Source organism: Pseudomonas sp. H1_G08, from assembly GCF_054681355.1.
Map to the genome: position 1 here is coordinate 1,745,301 of NZ_CP162822.1, position 16,076 is coordinate 1,761,376.

A 16,076-nucleotide genomic window follows, 5' to 3' on the forward strand; every position below is an offset into this window, starting at 1 on the left:
TAAAGCTGCTTTGCTTAAATCGACTCAGTGCTTATCGTTCAGCCTCCCGTAATAGAAGCCCACGCGCCCAATGGTCAATAACTCCATGCAATCGTCCCCCCGCAAATCCCGTCGCTGGCTGATCAGCCTGCTGGTCCTGTTGGTCATCGCTGTCCTGTGCTGGAAATTCTGGCCCACCGGCTCTGCTGACAAGGCGGGCGGCGACAAAGCGGCCGCTGGGCATACCGGGCGCTCGGGAATGATGCGGCCTGGCTTCGGCGGCGGTACCGGGCCGATTCCGGTGCGTGTGGCGCCGGCGGTGAAGGGCGACTTCCCGCTGTATTACAAGGCGCTGGGCACGGTCACCGCGCTGAACACCATCAATGTTCGCAGCCGCGTGGGCGGCGAGCTGGTAAAGATTCATTTCGAAGAAGGGCAGATGGTCAAGGCGGGCGACCTGTTGGCCGAGATCGATCCGCGTCCTTACCAGAACGCTTTGCTCCAGGCCGAAGGCACGTTGCTGCAGAATCAGGCGCAACTGAAAAACGCTCAGGTGGACGTCGAGCGTTACCGCGGCCTGTACAAAGAAGACAGCATCGCCAAACAGACCCTCGACACCGCCGAAGCGCTGGTTGGCCAGTACCTGGGCACGGTCAAGACCAATCAGGCGGCGGTCAACGACGCCAAGCTCAATCTCGAATTCACCAAGATCCGCGCGCCGATTGCCGGTCGCGTCGGTCTGCGTCAGGTCGACGTCGGCAACCTCGTCGCCGCCAATGACACGACGTTCCTCGCGGTGATCACCCAGACGCAACCGATCAGCGTGGCCTTCACCTTGCCGGAGAACAGCCTCGACACCGTGCTCGCGCGTTACCGCAGCGGAGCTAAACTGCCTGCCGAAGCGTGGGATCGGGGCGACACCAAGCTGCAGGCTACCGGTGTGCTGCAAAGCCTCGACAACCAGATCGACGTCACTACCGGCACCCTCAAGTTCAAGGCCCGTTACGATAACCGCGACCAGTCGCTGTTCCCCAATCAGTTCGTCAATGTTCATTTGCTGGCCGACACGCTCAAAGGTGTAGTGCTGGCACCGTCGGCAGCGATTCAGTTCGGCACCAATGGCACCTTTGTCTATGCGCTGGACGGCGACAAGAAAGTTACCATTCGCCAACTGAAAATCGGTGCCAGCGACGGTGACAACACCGTGGTCACCGAAGGCCTCGCCGCAGGTGATCGCGTGGTGCTTGAAGGCACCGATCGCCTGAAGGAGGGCAGCGAAGTCGAAGTGGTCAATGACAGCAGCGAAGTGCCGACCTCGCCGACCGAACACCTGCAAGGCAAATCCGCCGCCAATCCTGATGCGACCACAGCCGACGAGGCCAAGAAGGGCGCATGAACATTTCGCGGCTGTTCATCCTCCGTCCGGTAGCCACCACACTGAGCATGCTGGCCATTGTTCTGGCCGGCCTGATCGCTTATCGCCTGCTGCCGGTTTCGGCCTTGCCGCAGGTCGATTATCCGACCATCCGCGTCATGACCCTGTACCCCGGCGCCAGTCCGGACGTGATGACCAGCGCCGTCACCGCGCCGCTTGAACGCCAGTTCGGGCAGATGCCGGGCCTCACACAAATGGCTTCGACCAGCTCCGGCGGCGCTTCGGTGCTGACCCTGCGTTTCAGCCTCGACATCAACATGGACGTCGCCGAACAGCAGGTGCAAGCCGCGATCAACGCCGCGACCAACCTGCTGCCCACCGACCTGCCGGCACCGCCGGTGTACAACAAGGTCAACCCGGCGGACACCCCGGTGCTGACCCTGGCCATCACTTCGAAAACCATGCTGCTGCCCAAGCTCAATGACTTGGTCGATACGCGCATGGCGCAGAAAATCGCCCAGATCAGCGGCGTCGGCATGGTCAGCATTGCTGGTGGCCAGCGTCAGGCCGTGCGGATCAAGGTCAACCCCGAAGCGCTGGCGGCCAACAGCCTCAACCTGTCGGACGTACGCACGCTGATCGGCGCCTCCAACGTCAACCAGCCGAAAGGCAACTTCGACGGCCCGACCCGGGTGTCGATGCTCGATGCCAACGACCAACTGACCTCGCCCGAGGACTACGCCAACCTCATCCTGACCTACAAGAACGGCGCACCGTTGCGGCTCAAGGACGTCGCGGAAATCGTCGATGGCGCCGAGAACGAGCGTCTGGCCGCGTGGGCCAACCAGAATCAGGCGGTGTTGCTGAACATCCAGCGACAGCCCGGCGCCAACGTTATCGAAGTGGTCGACCGCATCAAGGCCTTGCTGCCAAGCATCACCGACAACCTGCCGGCCGGCCTCGACGTCACGGTGCTGACGGATCGCACCCAGACCATCCGTGCCTCGGTCACCGACGTGCAACACGAACTGCTGATCGCTATCGCGCTGGTGGTCATGGTCACGTTCCTGTTTCTGCGCCGCGCCAGTGCGACGATCATTCCCTCGGTCGCCGTGCCGCTGTCGCTGATCGGCACCTTTGGCGTGATGTACCTCGCCGGTTTCTCGGTGAACAACCTGACGTTGATGGCGCTGACCATTGCCACCGGTTTCGTCGTCGACGATGCCATCGTCATGCTCGAGAACATTTCGCGCTTCATCGAAGAAGGTGACAGCCCGATGCAGGCAGCGCTCAAGGGCGCGAAACAGATCGGCTTCACCCTGATTTCCCTGACCCTGTCGCTGATCGCCGTACTGATTCCGCTGCTGTTCATGGCCGATGTAGTGGGGCGCCTGTTCCGCGAGTTCGCCATCACCCTGGCGGTCGCAATCCTGATTTCCCTGGTGGTGTCGCTGACCCTGACGCCGATGATGTGCGCGCGCCTGCTCAAGCGTGAACCGCAGGAGCACGAGCAAGGCCGTTTCTACCGCGCCAGCGGTGCGTTCATCGACTGGATGATCAAGGAATACGGGCGGATGCTGCGCTGGGTGCTCAAGCATCAGCCGCTGACCTTACTGGTCGCCATCGGCACGCTGGCGTTGACCGTGTTCCTTTACGTCATCGTGCCGAAGGGTTTCTTTCCGGTGCAGGACACCGGCGTCATTCAGGGCATTTCCGAAGCGCCGCAGTCGATCTCCTTCGCGGCGATGGGCGAGCGCCAGCAGCAACTGGCCAAGATCATTCTTGAAGATCCGGCGGTGCAGAGCCTGTCGTCCTACATTGGCGTCGACGGCGACAACGCCACGCTCAACAGCGGCCGCTTGCTGATCAACCTCAAGCCCCACGGCGAGCGCGATCTGACGGCCAGTGAAGTGATTTCTCGCCTGCAACCGCAACTGGACAAACTGGTCGGCATTCGTCTGTTCATGCAGCCGGTGCAGGATCTGACCATCGAGGACCGGGTCAGCCGCACCCAGTACCAGTTCAGCATGTCCTCGCCGGACTCGGAATTGCTCAGCCAGTGGAGCGGCCGTCTGGTCGAAGCCCTGGCCCAGCGTCCGGAGTTGACCGACGTGGCCAGTGATCTGCAGGACAAAGGCTTGCAGGTCTATCTGGTGATCGACCGCGACGCCGCATCGCGCCTTGGCGTGTCGGTGGCGAATATCACCGATGCGCTGTACGACGCCTTCGGCCAGCGGCAGATTTCGACCATTTATACTCAGGCCAGCCAGTACCGCGTGGTGCTGCAAGCCCAGGCCGGGGAGAAGATCGGCCCGCAGGCACTGGATCAGATTCACGTCAAGACCACCGACGGCGCGCAGGTGCGCCTGTCGAGTCTGGCGCATGTCGAAGAGCGTCAGGCGCAATTGGCGATCACTCACATCGGCCAGTTCCCGGCGGTGATGATGTCGTTCAACCTCGCGCCGGGCGTGGCGTTGGGGCATGCCGTGGACATCATCGAGCAGGTGCAGCAGGACATCGGCATGCCGGTCGGCGTGCAGACTCAGTTCCAGGGCGCGGCGCAGGCGTTCCAGGCTTCGCTGTCGAGCACCTTGCTGCTGATTCTGGCGGCCGTGGTGACCATGTACATCGTCCTCGGTGTGCTCTACGAGAGCTACATCCACCCGATCACCATTCTTTCGACCTTGCCGTCCGCCGCAGTCGGTGCCTTGCTGGCGTTGCTGCTCAGCGGCAACGACCTGGGCATGATCGCGATCATCGGCATCATTCTGTTGATCGGTATCGTCAAGAAGAACGCGATCATGATGATCGACTTCGCCCTCGACGCAGAACGCACCCAGGGCATGGCCCCGGCAGAGGCGATCTATCAAGCGGCGCTGCTGCGCTTCCGGCCGATTTTGATGACCACGCTGGCGGCGTTGTTCGGCGCAGTGCCGCTGATGCTGGCCACTGGGTCTGGTGCTGAATTGCGACAGCCGTTGGGTCTGGTGATGGTCGGCGGCTTGTTGGTGAGCCAGGTGTTGACGCTGTTCACGACGCCGGTGATTTACCTGTACTTCGACCGCCTCGGAAGGCGCTTTGGCAAATCCAAAGCCGAAGGTGAAGAGGTCGCGGTATGACTGTCGGAATATATCTCCCCTGTGGGAGCGAGCCTGCTCGCGAAAGCGGGAGGTCAGTCACTGCCAAAGTTGAAGGTAAGGGCGCATTCGCGATCAGGCTCGCTCCCACAGAGGTATGCGGGGAGAACAAGAGTCGATGAACCTCTCCGGCCCTTTCATCAAACGCCCCGTGGCAACCATGCTGCTATCCCTGGCAATCATGTTGCTCGGTGGGGTCAGCTTCGGTCTGTTGCCGGTATCGCCATTGCCGCAGATGGATTTCCCGGTGATCGTGGTTCAGGCCAGTCTGCCGGGCGCCAGTCCCGAGGTGATGGCTTCGACGGTGGCGACGCCGCTGGAGCGGTCGTTCGGTGCGATTGCCGGCGTCAATACCATGAGCAGCCGTTCCAGTCAGGGTTCGACGCGGGTGATTCTGCAGTTTGACCTCGACCGCGACATCAACGGCGCGGCGCGGGAAGTGCAGGCGGCGATCAACGCCTCGCGCAATCTGCTGCCGAGCGGGATGCGCAGCATGCCGACCTATAAAAAGGTCAATCCGTCGCAGGCGCCGATCATGGTGCTGTCGCTGACTTCGGATGTGCTGGAGAAAGGCCAGCTCTACGACCTGGCTTCGACCATCCTCTCGCAAAGCCTGTCGCAGGTGCAGGGCGTTGGTGAAGTACAGATCGGTGGCAGTTCGCTGCCGGCGGTGCGCATCGAGCTCGAACCGCAGGCGCTGAACCAGTACGGCGTGGCCCTCGACGATGTGCGCAAGACCATTGCCGACGCTAACGTACGCCGGCCCAAGGGTTCGGTCGAGGACGGCGAGCGCTTGTGGCAAATCCAGGCCAACGACCAGTTGGAGAAAGCCAAGGATTATGAGTCGCTGATCATTCACTACGCTGACGGCGCCGCCTTGCGTCTCAAGGACGTGGCGAAAGTCAGCGATGGCGTCGAAGACCGTTACAACAGCGGTTTCTTCAACGACGACGCGGCGGTATTGCTGGTGATCAACCGTCAGGCCGGCGCCAACATCATCGAGACGGTCAACGAGATCAAAGCGCAGTTGCCCGCGCTGCAAGCGGTGCTGCCGGCCAGCGTCAAACTCAATCTGGCCATGGATCGCTCGCCAGTGATCAAGGCGACGCTGCATGAAGCCGAGATGACCTTGCTGATCGCCGTCGCCCTGGTGGTGCTGGTGGTGTACCTGTTTCTGGGTAACTTCCGCGCCTCGCTGATCCCGACCCTGGCGGTGCCGGTGTCGCTGGTCGGTACCTTTGCGGTGATGTACCTGTACGGGTTCTCGCTGAACAACCTGTCGCTGATGGCGCTGATTCTCGCCACCGGACTGGTGGTGGACGACGCCATCGTGGTGTTGGAGAACATTTCCCGGCATATCGACGAAGGCGTCAAGCCGATGCAGGCCGCGTACCTCGGCGCCAAGGAAGTCGGTTTTACCCTGCTGTCGATGAACGTCTCGCTGGTGGCGGTGTTCCTGTCGATCCTGTTCATGGGCGGGCTGGTCGAAAGCCTGTTTCGCGAGTTTTCCATCACCCTGGCGGCGGCAATCGTGGTGTCGCTGGTGGTGTCCCTGACGCTGACACCAATGCTCTGCGCGCGCTGGCTCAAGCCGCACACGCCGGGCCAGGAAAACCGCCTGCAACGCTGGAGCCACAAGACCAACGACTGGATGGTCGGCAAATACGCCACCAGCCTCGACTGGGTATTGCGTCATCGGCGTCTGACCTTATTCAGTCTGCTGCTCACCGTTGGCGTCAACATTGCGCTGTATGTGGTAGTGCCGAAAACCTTCCTGCCGCAGCAGGACACCGGCCAGTTGATCGGTTTCGTGCGTGGCGACGACGGTCTGTCCTTCAACGTCATGCAGCCGAAAATGGAAACCTTCCGCCGCGCCGTGCTCAAGGATGAAGCGGTGGAAAGCGTGGCCGGGTTCATCGGCGGCAACAACGGCACCAACAACGCGTTCATGATCGTGCGCCTGAAACCGATCAAGGAGCGCCAGCTGTCGGCACAGAAAGTCATCGAGCGTCTGCGCAAGGAAATGCCCAAGGTGCCCGGGGCGCAGTTGATGCTCATGGCCGACCAGGACCTGCAATTTGGCGGCGGCCGCGAGCAGACCAGTTCGCAATACACCTACATCCTGCAAAGCGGCGACCTCGCCGAATTGCGCAAGTGGTTCCCGAAAGTGGTCACCGCGTTGCGCGCCTTGCCCGAGCTGACCGCCATCGATGCCCGCGAAGGTGCCGGGGCGCAGCAGGTGACACTGATTGTCGACCGGGATCAGGCCAAGCGCCTGGGGGTCGACATGAACATGGTCACCGCCGTGCTCAACAACGCTTACAGCCAGCGGCAGATTTCGACGATCTACGACAGCCTCAACCAGTATCAGGTGGTGATGGAGGTCAATCCGAAATACGCCCAGGATCCGGTGACACTCAAGCAGGTCGAGGTGATTACCGCTGACGGTGCGCGCGTGCCGCTGTCGACGTTCGCCCATTACGAAAACAGCCTGGAAAACGACCGGGTCAGCCATGAAGGCCAGTTCGCATCCGAAAGCATTTCCTTTGATATGGCCGAAGGCGTGACCGTAGAGCAGGGCAGTGCCGCCATTGAACGGGCGATCGCCAAGGTCGGCCTGCCGGAGGATGTGATCGCAAAAATGGCCGGCACCGCTGACGCCTTCGCCGCGACGCAGAAGAGCCAGCCGTTCATGATCCTCGGTGCGTTGCTGGCCGTGTATCTGGTGCTCGGTGTGCTGTATGAAAGCTACATCCATCCGCTGACCATTCTTTCGACTTTGCCCTCGGCCGGGGTTGGCGCGTTGCTGTCGATCTATGCATTGGGGGGCGAGTTCAGCCTGATTTCCCTGCTGGGGATATTCCTGCTGATCGGCGTGGTGAAAAAGAACGCCATTCTGATGATCGATCTGGCGCTGCAATTGGAGCGTCATCAGGGCCTGTCGCCGCTGGAGTCGATCCGCAGCGCCTGCCTGCAACGCCTGCGACCGATTCTGATGACCACGTTGGCCGCGATCCTCGGCGCCTTGCCGTTGCTGCTCGGCCGTGCCGAGGGTGCGGAAATGCGCCAGCCGCTGGGCCTGACCATCATTGGCGGCCTGGTGTTCAGCCAGGTCCTGACCCTTTACACCACCCCGGTGGTTTACCTTTATCTCGACAAGCTGCGCCATCGCTTCAACAAATGGCGTGGCGTGCGTACTGATGCCGCTCTGGAAACTCCGCTATGACTGACCGTTCGCTTCTCCAATTGGCCACCGTCCGCGGCTCGCGCCTATTGAGCCTGTCGCTGTGCGTGGCGCTGCTCAGCGCTTGCGCAGTCGGCCCGGACTACCAGCGCCCGCAAACTGCCGAAATCGCTCAGTTCAAGGAAGCCGAAGGCTGGCGTCAGGCCAATCCCAGCGACTCGCTGGCCCGGGGCGCCTGGTGGGAGTTGTACGGCGATCGGCAGCTCAACGCCTTGGTGGAAAAACTCAACAGCTCCAACCAGACCGTCGCCCAGTCCGAAGCGCAGTTTCGTCAGGCGCAGGCTTTGGTGCGCAGTGCACGCGGGGCGTTTTACCCCAGTGTCGACCTGAGTCTGGGCAAGAACCGCTCGAGTCAGGGCACCGGCAGCAGCAGTTCGAGCCTGAGCAGTTCCTCAAGCGGTATTCGTGATACCTACACCGCGCAACTGGGCGTCAGTTGGGAAGCCGATGTCTGGGGCAAGCTGCGCCGTGGGCTGGAGGCGGATGAGGCCAACGCCCAGGCGAGTTTTGCCGATCTGGCGGCGATGCGTCTGAGTCAGCAGTCGGAGCTGGTGCAGAACTACCTGCAACTGCGCGTCATCGATCAGCAGAAGCGTTTGCTTGAAGCCACGGTTGCCGCTTACGAGCGATCACTGAAGATGACGCAGAACCAGTACCGCGCCGGGGTTTCCGGGCGCGATGCGGTGGCGCAGGCGCAAACTCAGTTGAAAAGCACTCAGGCCGATCTGGTCGACCTGATCTGGCAGCGCGCACAGTTTGAAAACGCCATTGCCGTGCTCACTGGCGAAGCCCCGGCCAACTTCAGCATTGCCGAAAGCCATAACATCCCGAATCTGCCGCAAGTGCCGTTGAGCCTGCCTTCGCAATTGCTCGAACGCCGTCCTGACATCGCTTCGGCAGAGCGCTCTGTGATCGCCGCCAACGCCAATGTCGGCGTGGCGAAAGCCGCGTATTACCCGGACCTGACCCTGAGCCTGAGCGGCGGCTACAGCAGCAGTACCTCGAAAAACCTGATCAGCCTGCCGAACCGTTTCTGGTCGGTCGGCCCGCAGCTGTCGTTACCTCTTTTCGATGGTGGCATTCGTTCGGCCGAGGTTGACCGCAGCGAGGCAGCCTATGACGAAACCGTCGCGCGCTACCGCCAGACTGTGCTCGACGGTTTCCGCGAAGTGGAAAACTACCTGGTCCAGCTCAAGGTGTATGAAGACGAAGCAGCAGTGCGCCAGGAAGCGCTGGATGCCGCCCGCGATTCCCTGCGCCTGACGGAAAACCAGTACAAGGCGGGCCTGATTGCCTATATCGACGTGGTCGTGGTGCAAGCCACAGCGCTGAGCAACGAACGCAGTGTGCTGAATATTCTGCAGAACCGACTGATCGCCAGCGTGCAACTGATCGCCGCGCTGGGCGGCGGCTGGGACGGCCAACTCGACGTCAGCGACAACCGCTGAACCTGTGGGAGCGAGCCTGCTCGCGAAAGTGGTGGGTCAGGCAACTACGATGGTGGCTGTGCCGACGCCTTCGCGAGCGGGCTCGCTCCCACAGGGATTTGTGTCTGGCGTGAGATCGCTTTCACAAGGTGTGCTTAAAGCCCGCCACAGAGCCTTGTAGGACGATCGAACAAGCGTTTCATCGGCTTGATGGCAATTTGGTTACTTTGTCAGTGCGTTCTTCCGCGCAATCAGTACAATCGCCGCATTTGCCCGACCGAGAATGGAAGCAGTACGGTTTCGGCTTGTCACGAGAACGTCCATGCTCATCGGCAGCTACTCCTTCACCCTGGTTTTCATTTCGTTGTGCGTGGCCATTCTGGCTTCCTACACGGCGCTCGATCTCACCGGGCGCATTGCCACGGCAAAAGGCCGGGCCGTGCATTTCTGGACGGCGGGCGGGGCGTTGGCGATGGGCGTTGGCGTCTGGTCGATGCATTTCATCGGCATGCTCGCCTTCAAATTGCCGATCGACCTGGGCTACGACTTCGCCCTCACTGCGCTGTCGCTGCTGATCGCGGTGCTGTCCTGCGGTTTCGCCTTGTGGCTGGTCAGCCAACCGAAACTGCCACTGGCGCAATTGGCTTTCGGTGCGCTGATCATGGGTTCGGGCATCAGCGCCATGCACTACACCGGCATGGCCGCGCTGCGCATGACACCGGGCATCGATTACGACCCGACCCTGTTCAGTGCCTCCCTGCTGATCGCCGTCGGCGCCTCGGCAGCGGCATTGTGGATTGCCTTTCGCCTGCGTCAGCAATCGCCCTATGTGCGGCTGATTCGTGCCGGCGCGGCGGTGATCATGGGGGTGGCGATTGTCGGCATGCACTACACCGGCATGGCTGCTGCGCAATTTCCTGACGGCAGTTTCTGCGGCGCGACGCTCAATGGCTTGAAAGGCAACGGCCTCGATAGCCTGGTCGTGGTCACTACGCTGGCGGTGTTGTCGATTGCCCTGTTGACCTCGATTCTCGACGCCCGCCTCGAAGCGCGCACGGCTGATCTGGCGCACTCGCTGACGGTGGCCAACCGCGAACTCACCCAACTGGCCCTGCACGATCCGCTGACCAGTCTGCCCAACCGCATGCTGCTCGACGACCGCATCAATCAGGCGATCAAAAAGGTGCAAGAGCAGGGTGGCTGCTTCGCCTTGATGTTCATCGACCTCGACGGCTTCAAACCGGTCAACGACGCATTCGGCCATCACATGGGCGACCAATTGCTGCGCGAGGTCGGCGCGCGTCTGCGTGAAGACTTGCGCAGCCAGGACACTCTTGCGCGGATCGGCGGCGATGAGTTCGTTCTGCTGGTGCGTTTGAGCGAGCCCAATGACGCCTTGAGCCTGGCTGCGCGTCAGGTCAGCCTGATCGGTCGCACGTTCCGCGTCGCTGAACATGATCTGCAGATTTCCGCCAGCGTCGGCATTGCCCTCTACCCGGGCAACGGTGACAACGCCCAGGAACTGCTGATGAACGCCGACGCCGCGATGTACCACGCCAAGGGCGGCGGCAAGAACGGCTACAGCTTCTTCGATGCGTCGATGAACACCAACGCGCGCAAACAGTTGCAACTGTTACAGGACCTGCGCGCGGCCATCGAGCACAACCAGTTCTGCCTGCATTACCAGCCCAAATTCGACGCCGCCAATGGCCGCCCGGTTGGTGCCGAAGCGCTGCTGCGCTGGAAGCATCCGCTGCATGGCATGCTGATGCCGGATAAATTCATCGATCTGGCGGAGAAAACCGGGCTGATCATTCCAATGGGCGAATGGGTGCTCAACGAAGCCTGCCGGCAGATGCGCGAATGGTACGTGCTCGGTTACACCGACTGGCGCATTGCCGTGAACCTCTCGGCCTTGCAGTTCTGCCATGCCGGGCTGGTGCAAAGCGTGGCCAAGGCGCTGGCGACCCACCATTTGCCGGCCAACAGCCTGACCCTGGAAATCACTGAAACGACAGCGATGAGCGACGCTGACGCGAGCATGACCGTGCTGCAAGAGTTGTCGGACATGGGCGTCGACCTGTCGATCGACGACTTCGGCACCGGTTATTCCAGCCTGATGTACCTCAAACGCTTGCCGGCCAATGAGCTGAAGATCGACCGCGGTTTCGTCCGCGATCTGGAGCATGACAGCGATGATGCTGCAATCGTCTCGGCGATCGTTGCGCTGGGGCAGGCCCTGGATCTGCGGATTGTCGCCGAAGGTGTCGAGACCGGCGCGCAACAGGATTTCCTGACCAAACTGGGCTGTGATTCGCTGCAGGGCTATCTGCTCGGCCATCCGATGCCGGCGGAGCGCTTCATGCAGGACATCGTGCGTGGGCAACGGCTGGCGGTGGTCTGAGAGACCGAGTCATCGTTCTTCGCGAGCAGGCTCGCTCCCACAGGGGATGGCGGCAACACCAGAACTCATGCAAAAGCCATGAATGGCAGTTATTCTTCCCTCGACTGTTACGTGTGCACGTGGGGGAAGGCCAGCATGGATAAAGTCATTGTCATCACCGGGGGCGGGCGCGGAATCGGCGCGGCTACGGCATTGCTGGCAGCCGAACAGGGCTACCGGATCTGCATCAACTACCAGTCGGATGAGCAGGCCGCACACAGCGTACTCGAACAGGTTCGAGCCTTGGGCGCGCAGGCCATCGCGGTTCGCGCCGATGTCAGCATCGAAGACGAAGTGATCGCGATGTTTCATCGCGTCGACACCGAACTGGGCCGTGTCACCGCGCTGGTCAATAACGCCGGCACCGTCGGGCAGAAATCGCGGGTCGATGAGATGTCCGAATTCCGGATCCTCAAAATCATGAAAACCAACGTGCTGGCGCCGATCCTCTGCGCCAAGCACGCGATCCTGCGCATGTCGCCCAAACACGGCGGGCAGGGGGGCAGCATCGTCAACGTCTCCTCGGTCGCGGCACGCCTCGGTTCGCCGAACGAGTACGTTGATTACGCCGCATCCAAGGGTGCGCTCGACACCTTCACTATCGGTCTGTCGAAAGAAGTCGCGGGTGAGGGCATTCGCGTCAATGCCGTGCGTCCGGGCTACATCTATACCGACTTCCATGCGCTGAGCGGCGACCCGGATCGGGTCAGCAAGCTCGAATCGGCGATTCCCATGGCCCGGGGCGGGCGGCCGGATGAAGTGGCGGAGGCGATTGTCTGGTTGCTGTCGGACAAGGCATCGTATGCGACCGGGACGTTTGTTGATTTGGGGGGCGGGCGGTAAACCGGTGGGTTTGCAGTGTTAAAAACCGGCCTCTTCGCGAGCAGGCTCGCTCCCACATTGGTTCTGTATTCACAAATCAACTGTGGGAGCGAGCCTGCTCGCGAAGGGGCCAGCCCAGACAACACCTATCCGTCAAAACGACCGCACAATCCGCCCCAACGTCTCCATGGCCTTTTCCGATTCCTCGGTCCAGGGGCTGCCATAGTTCAAGCGAATACAGTTCCTGAAACGCTGGGTCGGCGAGAAGATCGGCCCCGGCGCGATGCTGATGCCTTGTGCCAATGCCATTTGAAATAATTTCAGCGAATCCATCTGCTCCGGCAATTCCAGCCATAGAAAGTAGCCGCCCGCCGGTTGGCTGACCCGGGTCTGCGCCGGAAAGTAGCGGGCAATCGCCGCGAGCATCGCGCTCTGCTGTTCTTCCAGGGCATAACGCAGTTTGCGCAGATGCCGATCGTAGCCGCCGTGTTGCAGATAATCGGCAATCGCCGCTTGCGCCGGCATCGAAGCGCACAGTGAGGTCATCAGCTTGAGCCGTTCGATTTTCTGCGCGAAACGCCCGGCCGCCACCCAGCCAATGCGATAACCGGGGGCGAGACTTTTGGCGAACGAGCCGCAATGCATGACCAATCCTTCAGTATCAAAAGCCTTGGCCGGTTTTGGCGCCTGTTGCCCGTAATAAAGCTCGGCGTAGACGTCGTCTTCGATCAACGGCACCTGATGCTGACGCAGCAGTTCGACCAGTTCCTGTTTCTTCGCCTCGGGCACAGTCGCGCCCATCGGATTCTGGAAACTGGTCATGCACCAGCAGGCCTTGATCGGGTGACGTTCGAGGGTTTGCGCGAGCACACCGAGATCGATGCCGTCACGCGGATGCACGGGTATTTCCACGGCTTTTAGCTTCAAGCGTTCGAGCACCTGCAGGCTGGCGTAGAACGCCGGGGCCTCGATGGCCACCAGATCACCGGGCTCGGTCACCGCTTGCAGGCACAGGTTCAGCGCTTCGAGGGCACCGTTGGTGATGAGCAATTCTTCCATCGGCAACATCAGCCCGCCGACCATGTAGCGCAGGGCAATCTGCCGGCGCAGTTGCGGATTGCCCGGCGACATATCGGTGACGACCATGCGCGGATCCATCTCCCGCGCGGCGCTGGCCAGGGAGCGCGACAGGCGTTGCAGCGGGAACAGTGTCGGGCTGGGGAAGGCCGAGCCGAAGGGTACGGTGTTGGGGTCTTTGATCGAGTCGAGTACCGAGAACACCAGCTCGCTGACGTCGACTTCGGTGGATTCGTTGACTTGCGGGCTAATCACTGGCTCGGAGAACGGGCTCGGCGCGTGGGTGTTGACGAAGTAACCGGAGCGCGGCCGGGCGCGGATCAGGCCACGGCGTTCGAGCAGGTAATAGGCCTGGAACACCGTGGACGGGCTGACGCCGTAGGTCTGGCTGGCGTAGCGCACCGACGGCACCCGCTGGCCGGGGCCGAGGACGCCGGAGCGGATCAGTTCAGCGATGTCGTCGGCGAATTTTTCGTAGCGTTTCATCGGTGGGCCTTGGTGGACTTGATTTTGTGGGGTGTCAGGGAATGAGCCCTCACCCTAGCCCTCTCCCAGAGGGAGAGGGGACTGATTGGGGGATGCTGATGAAATATGCCGACCTGACAGTGCTTTGCCGAATCCATAATCGACTCGGTCTTTCAGGTCGATGCATAGCGACAGACACCTCGGTTGGCTCCCTCTCCCTCCGGGAGAGGGGACTGATTGGGGGATGCTGATGAAATATGCCGACCTGACAGTGCTTTGCCGAATCCATAATCGACTCGGTCTTTCAGGTCGATGCATAGCGACAGACACCTCGGTTGGCTCCCTCTCCCTCCGGGAGAGGGGACTGATTGGGGGATGCTGATGAAATACGCCGACCTGACAGTGCTTTGCCGAATCCATAATCGACTCGGTCTTTCAGGTCGATGCATAGCGACAGACACCTCGGTCGGCTCCCTCTCCCTCCGGGAGAGGGCTGGGGTGAGGGCAGCAATGCCAAATTCTCAACGATTTATCGGCGCCACAAACCGGCTCTTCGCCACGCTGTATACCTGCGGCTCGTCACTGTCTTCAATCCTGAAACTCAATGTCTGCGAACTGCTCGCCGGGCGCTCGGTGGTCATCGCCACCGACACCGGCACATCGACAATCTCTCCCGGCGCCAGGCTCAGGGCCGTTTTGCCCTGCAACTCAAACCCGTCGCCATCAACCAGACTCAACCGGTATTCCTGTCGCTGCTGAGTCTTGTTGATCACTTTCAGCGAATAAATATTCTCGATCTGCCCCTGAGCGTTCTCGCGGAACAACCCGCGATCCTTGGTCACGTCCAGCGACACCATCGGCCGCTCGATCAGTGCCAGCGCCAACGCTCCGATCATCACCAACAACACCGCCGTATAGCCAATCAAACGCGGACGCAGCAGATGGGTTTTGCCGCCCTGCAATTCGCGCTCGGAACTGTAGCGGATCAGGCCGCGCGGGTAATGCATTTTGTCCATGATCGAATCGCAGGCGTCGATGCACGCTGCGCAGCCAATACATTCCATTTGCAAGCCATCGCGGATGTCGATGCCGGTCGGGCAGACCTGCACGCACAACTGGCAGTCGATGCAATCACCCAGGCCGGCTTCGACCGGGCGCACATCACGCTTGCGTGGACCACGGTTTTCGCCACGGGCGGCATCATACGCAATGGTCAACGTGTCCTTGTCGAACATCACACTCTGGAACCGCGCATACGGGCACATGTGCATGCACACTGCCTCACGCAGCCAACCGGCGTTGATGTAGGTGGCGGCGGCGAAGAACAGCACCCAGAACAGACTGACGCCACCGATCTGCAGGGTCAGCAAATCCTCAGCCAGCGGCCGGATCGGGGTGAAGTAACCGACGAAGGTCAGGCCGGTCATCACGCTGATCGCCAGCCACAACGTGTGCTTGGCGGCGCGCCGCGCCAGTTTGTTCAGGCTCCACGGCGCCGCTTGCAGTTTGATCCGTTGGTTGCGTTCGCCTTCGGTGATCTTCTCGCACCACATGAAGATCCACGTCCACGAACTCTGCGGGCAGGTGTAACCACACCAGACGCGACCGGCAAACACGGTGATGGCGAAGAGTCCGAACGCAGCGATGATCAGCAGCGCCGAGAGCAAAATGAAATCCTGCGGCCAGAACGTCGCGCCAAAGATATGGAATTTGCTTTCCGCCAGATCCCACAGCACCGCCTGCCGACCGCCCCAGTTCAGCCACACGGTGCCGAAGAACAGCAGGAACAGAAACCCGGCACCGCTCATACGCAGGTTGCGGAACAGGCCGGTGAAACTGCGGGTGTGGATCTGCTTGTCGGTGGATCCGGCAGTCGCCTTCAGTGGGCGCGCGGGTACGCTTCTTATCGTCGGCGCTGCTTCTACGGTTCGGACGGGGATTTGCTCGCTCATGTTCGTTCGCTCATCAGCCTCCATCAGGCCGATGCACTATGAGCGCCGATCTGTTTGCAGAACAGACTCAGGTTTGGCAATAAAAAGCGGATCAGATGGGGTTTGGCGCAATGCCTGCGACAACTTGAAGCAACCTGCCAGGCAAGGCGCAAACG

Annotated in this window: 8 protein-coding genes; 6 read left to right on the plus strand and 2 right to left on the minus strand. The window is 61.2% G+C overall.

What is annotated here, in order from left to right; all coding sequences use genetic code 11:
• The first annotated feature begins 70 nt into the window (after nt 1-70).
• The 6 genes from AB4N85_RS08075 (at nt 71) to AB4N85_RS08100 (ending at nt 12,448) form a co-directional block, all read left to right on the plus strand.
• The gene (locus AB4N85_RS08075; RefSeq protein ID WP_252869482.1) at nt 71-1,375 is read left to right on the plus strand and encodes an MdtA/MuxA family multidrug efflux RND transporter periplasmic adaptor subunit; all 1,305 of its coding nucleotides are present in this window, start codon (nt 71-73) and stop codon (nt 1,373-1,375) included.
• Entirely contained in the window at nt 1,372-4,473 is a 3,102-nt protein-coding gene (locus AB4N85_RS08080) for an MdtB/MuxB family multidrug efflux RND transporter permease subunit (RefSeq protein WP_056785779.1), read from the plus strand. The genes AB4N85_RS08075 and AB4N85_RS08080 overlap by 4 nt, the downstream gene beginning before the upstream one ends.
• 136 nt (nt 4,474-4,609) lie before the next feature.
• Nucleotides 4,610-7,717, plus strand: coding sequence for an efflux RND transporter permease subunit (locus AB4N85_RS08085; protein ID WP_071172349.1), 3,108 nt, complete (start codon nt 4,610-4,612; stop codon nt 7,715-7,717).
• Nucleotides 7,714-9,183: an efflux transporter outer membrane subunit gene (locus tag AB4N85_RS08090; RefSeq protein WP_252869484.1), complete on the plus strand. Its 1,470-nt coding sequence runs from the start codon at nt 7,714-7,716 to the stop codon at nt 9,181-9,183. The genes AB4N85_RS08085 and AB4N85_RS08090 overlap by 4 nt, the downstream gene beginning before the upstream one ends.
• 301 nt (nt 9,184-9,484) lie before the next feature.
• Nucleotides 9,485-11,566, plus strand: a complete 2,082-nt coding sequence (locus AB4N85_RS08095) for a putative bifunctional diguanylate cyclase/phosphodiesterase (RefSeq protein ID WP_041480997.1) — start codon at nt 9,485-9,487, stop codon at nt 11,564-11,566.
• A 135-nt stretch (nt 11,567-11,701) separates the two neighbouring features.
• Nucleotides 11,702-12,448 carry an SDR family oxidoreductase gene (locus AB4N85_RS08100; protein ID WP_041480996.1) on the plus strand — a complete coding sequence of 249 codons (747 nt, stop codon included), beginning with the start codon at nt 11,702-11,704 and terminating at the stop codon, nt 12,446-12,448.
• A 132-nt stretch (nt 12,449-12,580) separates the two neighbouring features.
• Here the strand turns inward: AB4N85_RS08100 and mapR are convergent, their stop codons facing one another.
• Together mapR and ccoG are read right to left on the minus strand one after the other, a co-directional pair.
• Nucleotides 12,581-13,990: a GntR family transcriptional regulator MpaR gene (gene mapR / locus AB4N85_RS08105; protein WP_460067660.1), complete on the minus strand. Its 1,410-nt coding sequence runs from the start codon at nt 13,988-13,990 to the stop codon at nt 12,581-12,583.
• Between the two features lie 500 nt (nt 13,991-14,490).
• On the minus strand, nt 14,491-15,921 hold the full coding sequence (gene ccoG, locus AB4N85_RS08110; RefSeq protein WP_252869486.1) for a cytochrome c oxidase accessory protein CcoG: 1,431 nt from the start codon (nt 15,919-15,921) through the stop codon (nt 14,491-14,493).
• Nucleotides 15,922-16,076 lie beyond the last annotated feature (155 nt).

What these genes read in the sequence shown, in the direction of transcription:
- AB4N85_RS08090 (WP_252869484.1), top strand. Translation starts at nt 7,714, where the DNA reads ATGACTGACCGTTCGCTTCTCCAATTGGCCACCGTCCGCGGCTCGCGC.
- AB4N85_RS08085 (WP_071172349.1), top strand. Translation starts at nt 4,610, where the DNA reads ATGAACCTCTCCGGCCCTTTCATCAAACGCCCCGTGGCAACCATGCTG.
- mapR (WP_460067660.1), bottom strand. Translation starts at nt 13,990, where the DNA reads ATGAAACGCTACGAAAAATTCGCCGACGACATCGCTGAACTGATCCGC.
- ccoG (WP_252869486.1), bottom strand. Translation starts at nt 15,921, where the DNA reads ATGAGCGAGCAAATCCCCGTCCGAACCGTAGAAGCAGCGCCGACGATA.
- AB4N85_RS08095 (WP_041480997.1), top strand. Translation starts at nt 9,485, where the DNA reads ATGCTCATCGGCAGCTACTCCTTCACCCTGGTTTTCATTTCGTTGTGC.
- AB4N85_RS08075 (WP_252869482.1), top strand. Translation starts at nt 71, where the DNA reads ATGGTCAATAACTCCATGCAATCGTCCCCCCGCAAATCCCGTCGCTGG.
- AB4N85_RS08100 (WP_041480996.1), top strand. Translation starts at nt 11,702, where the DNA reads ATGGATAAAGTCATTGTCATCACCGGGGGCGGGCGCGGAATCGGCGCG.
- AB4N85_RS08080 (WP_056785779.1), top strand. Translation starts at nt 1,372, where the DNA reads ATGAACATTTCGCGGCTGTTCATCCTCCGTCCGGTAGCCACCACACTG.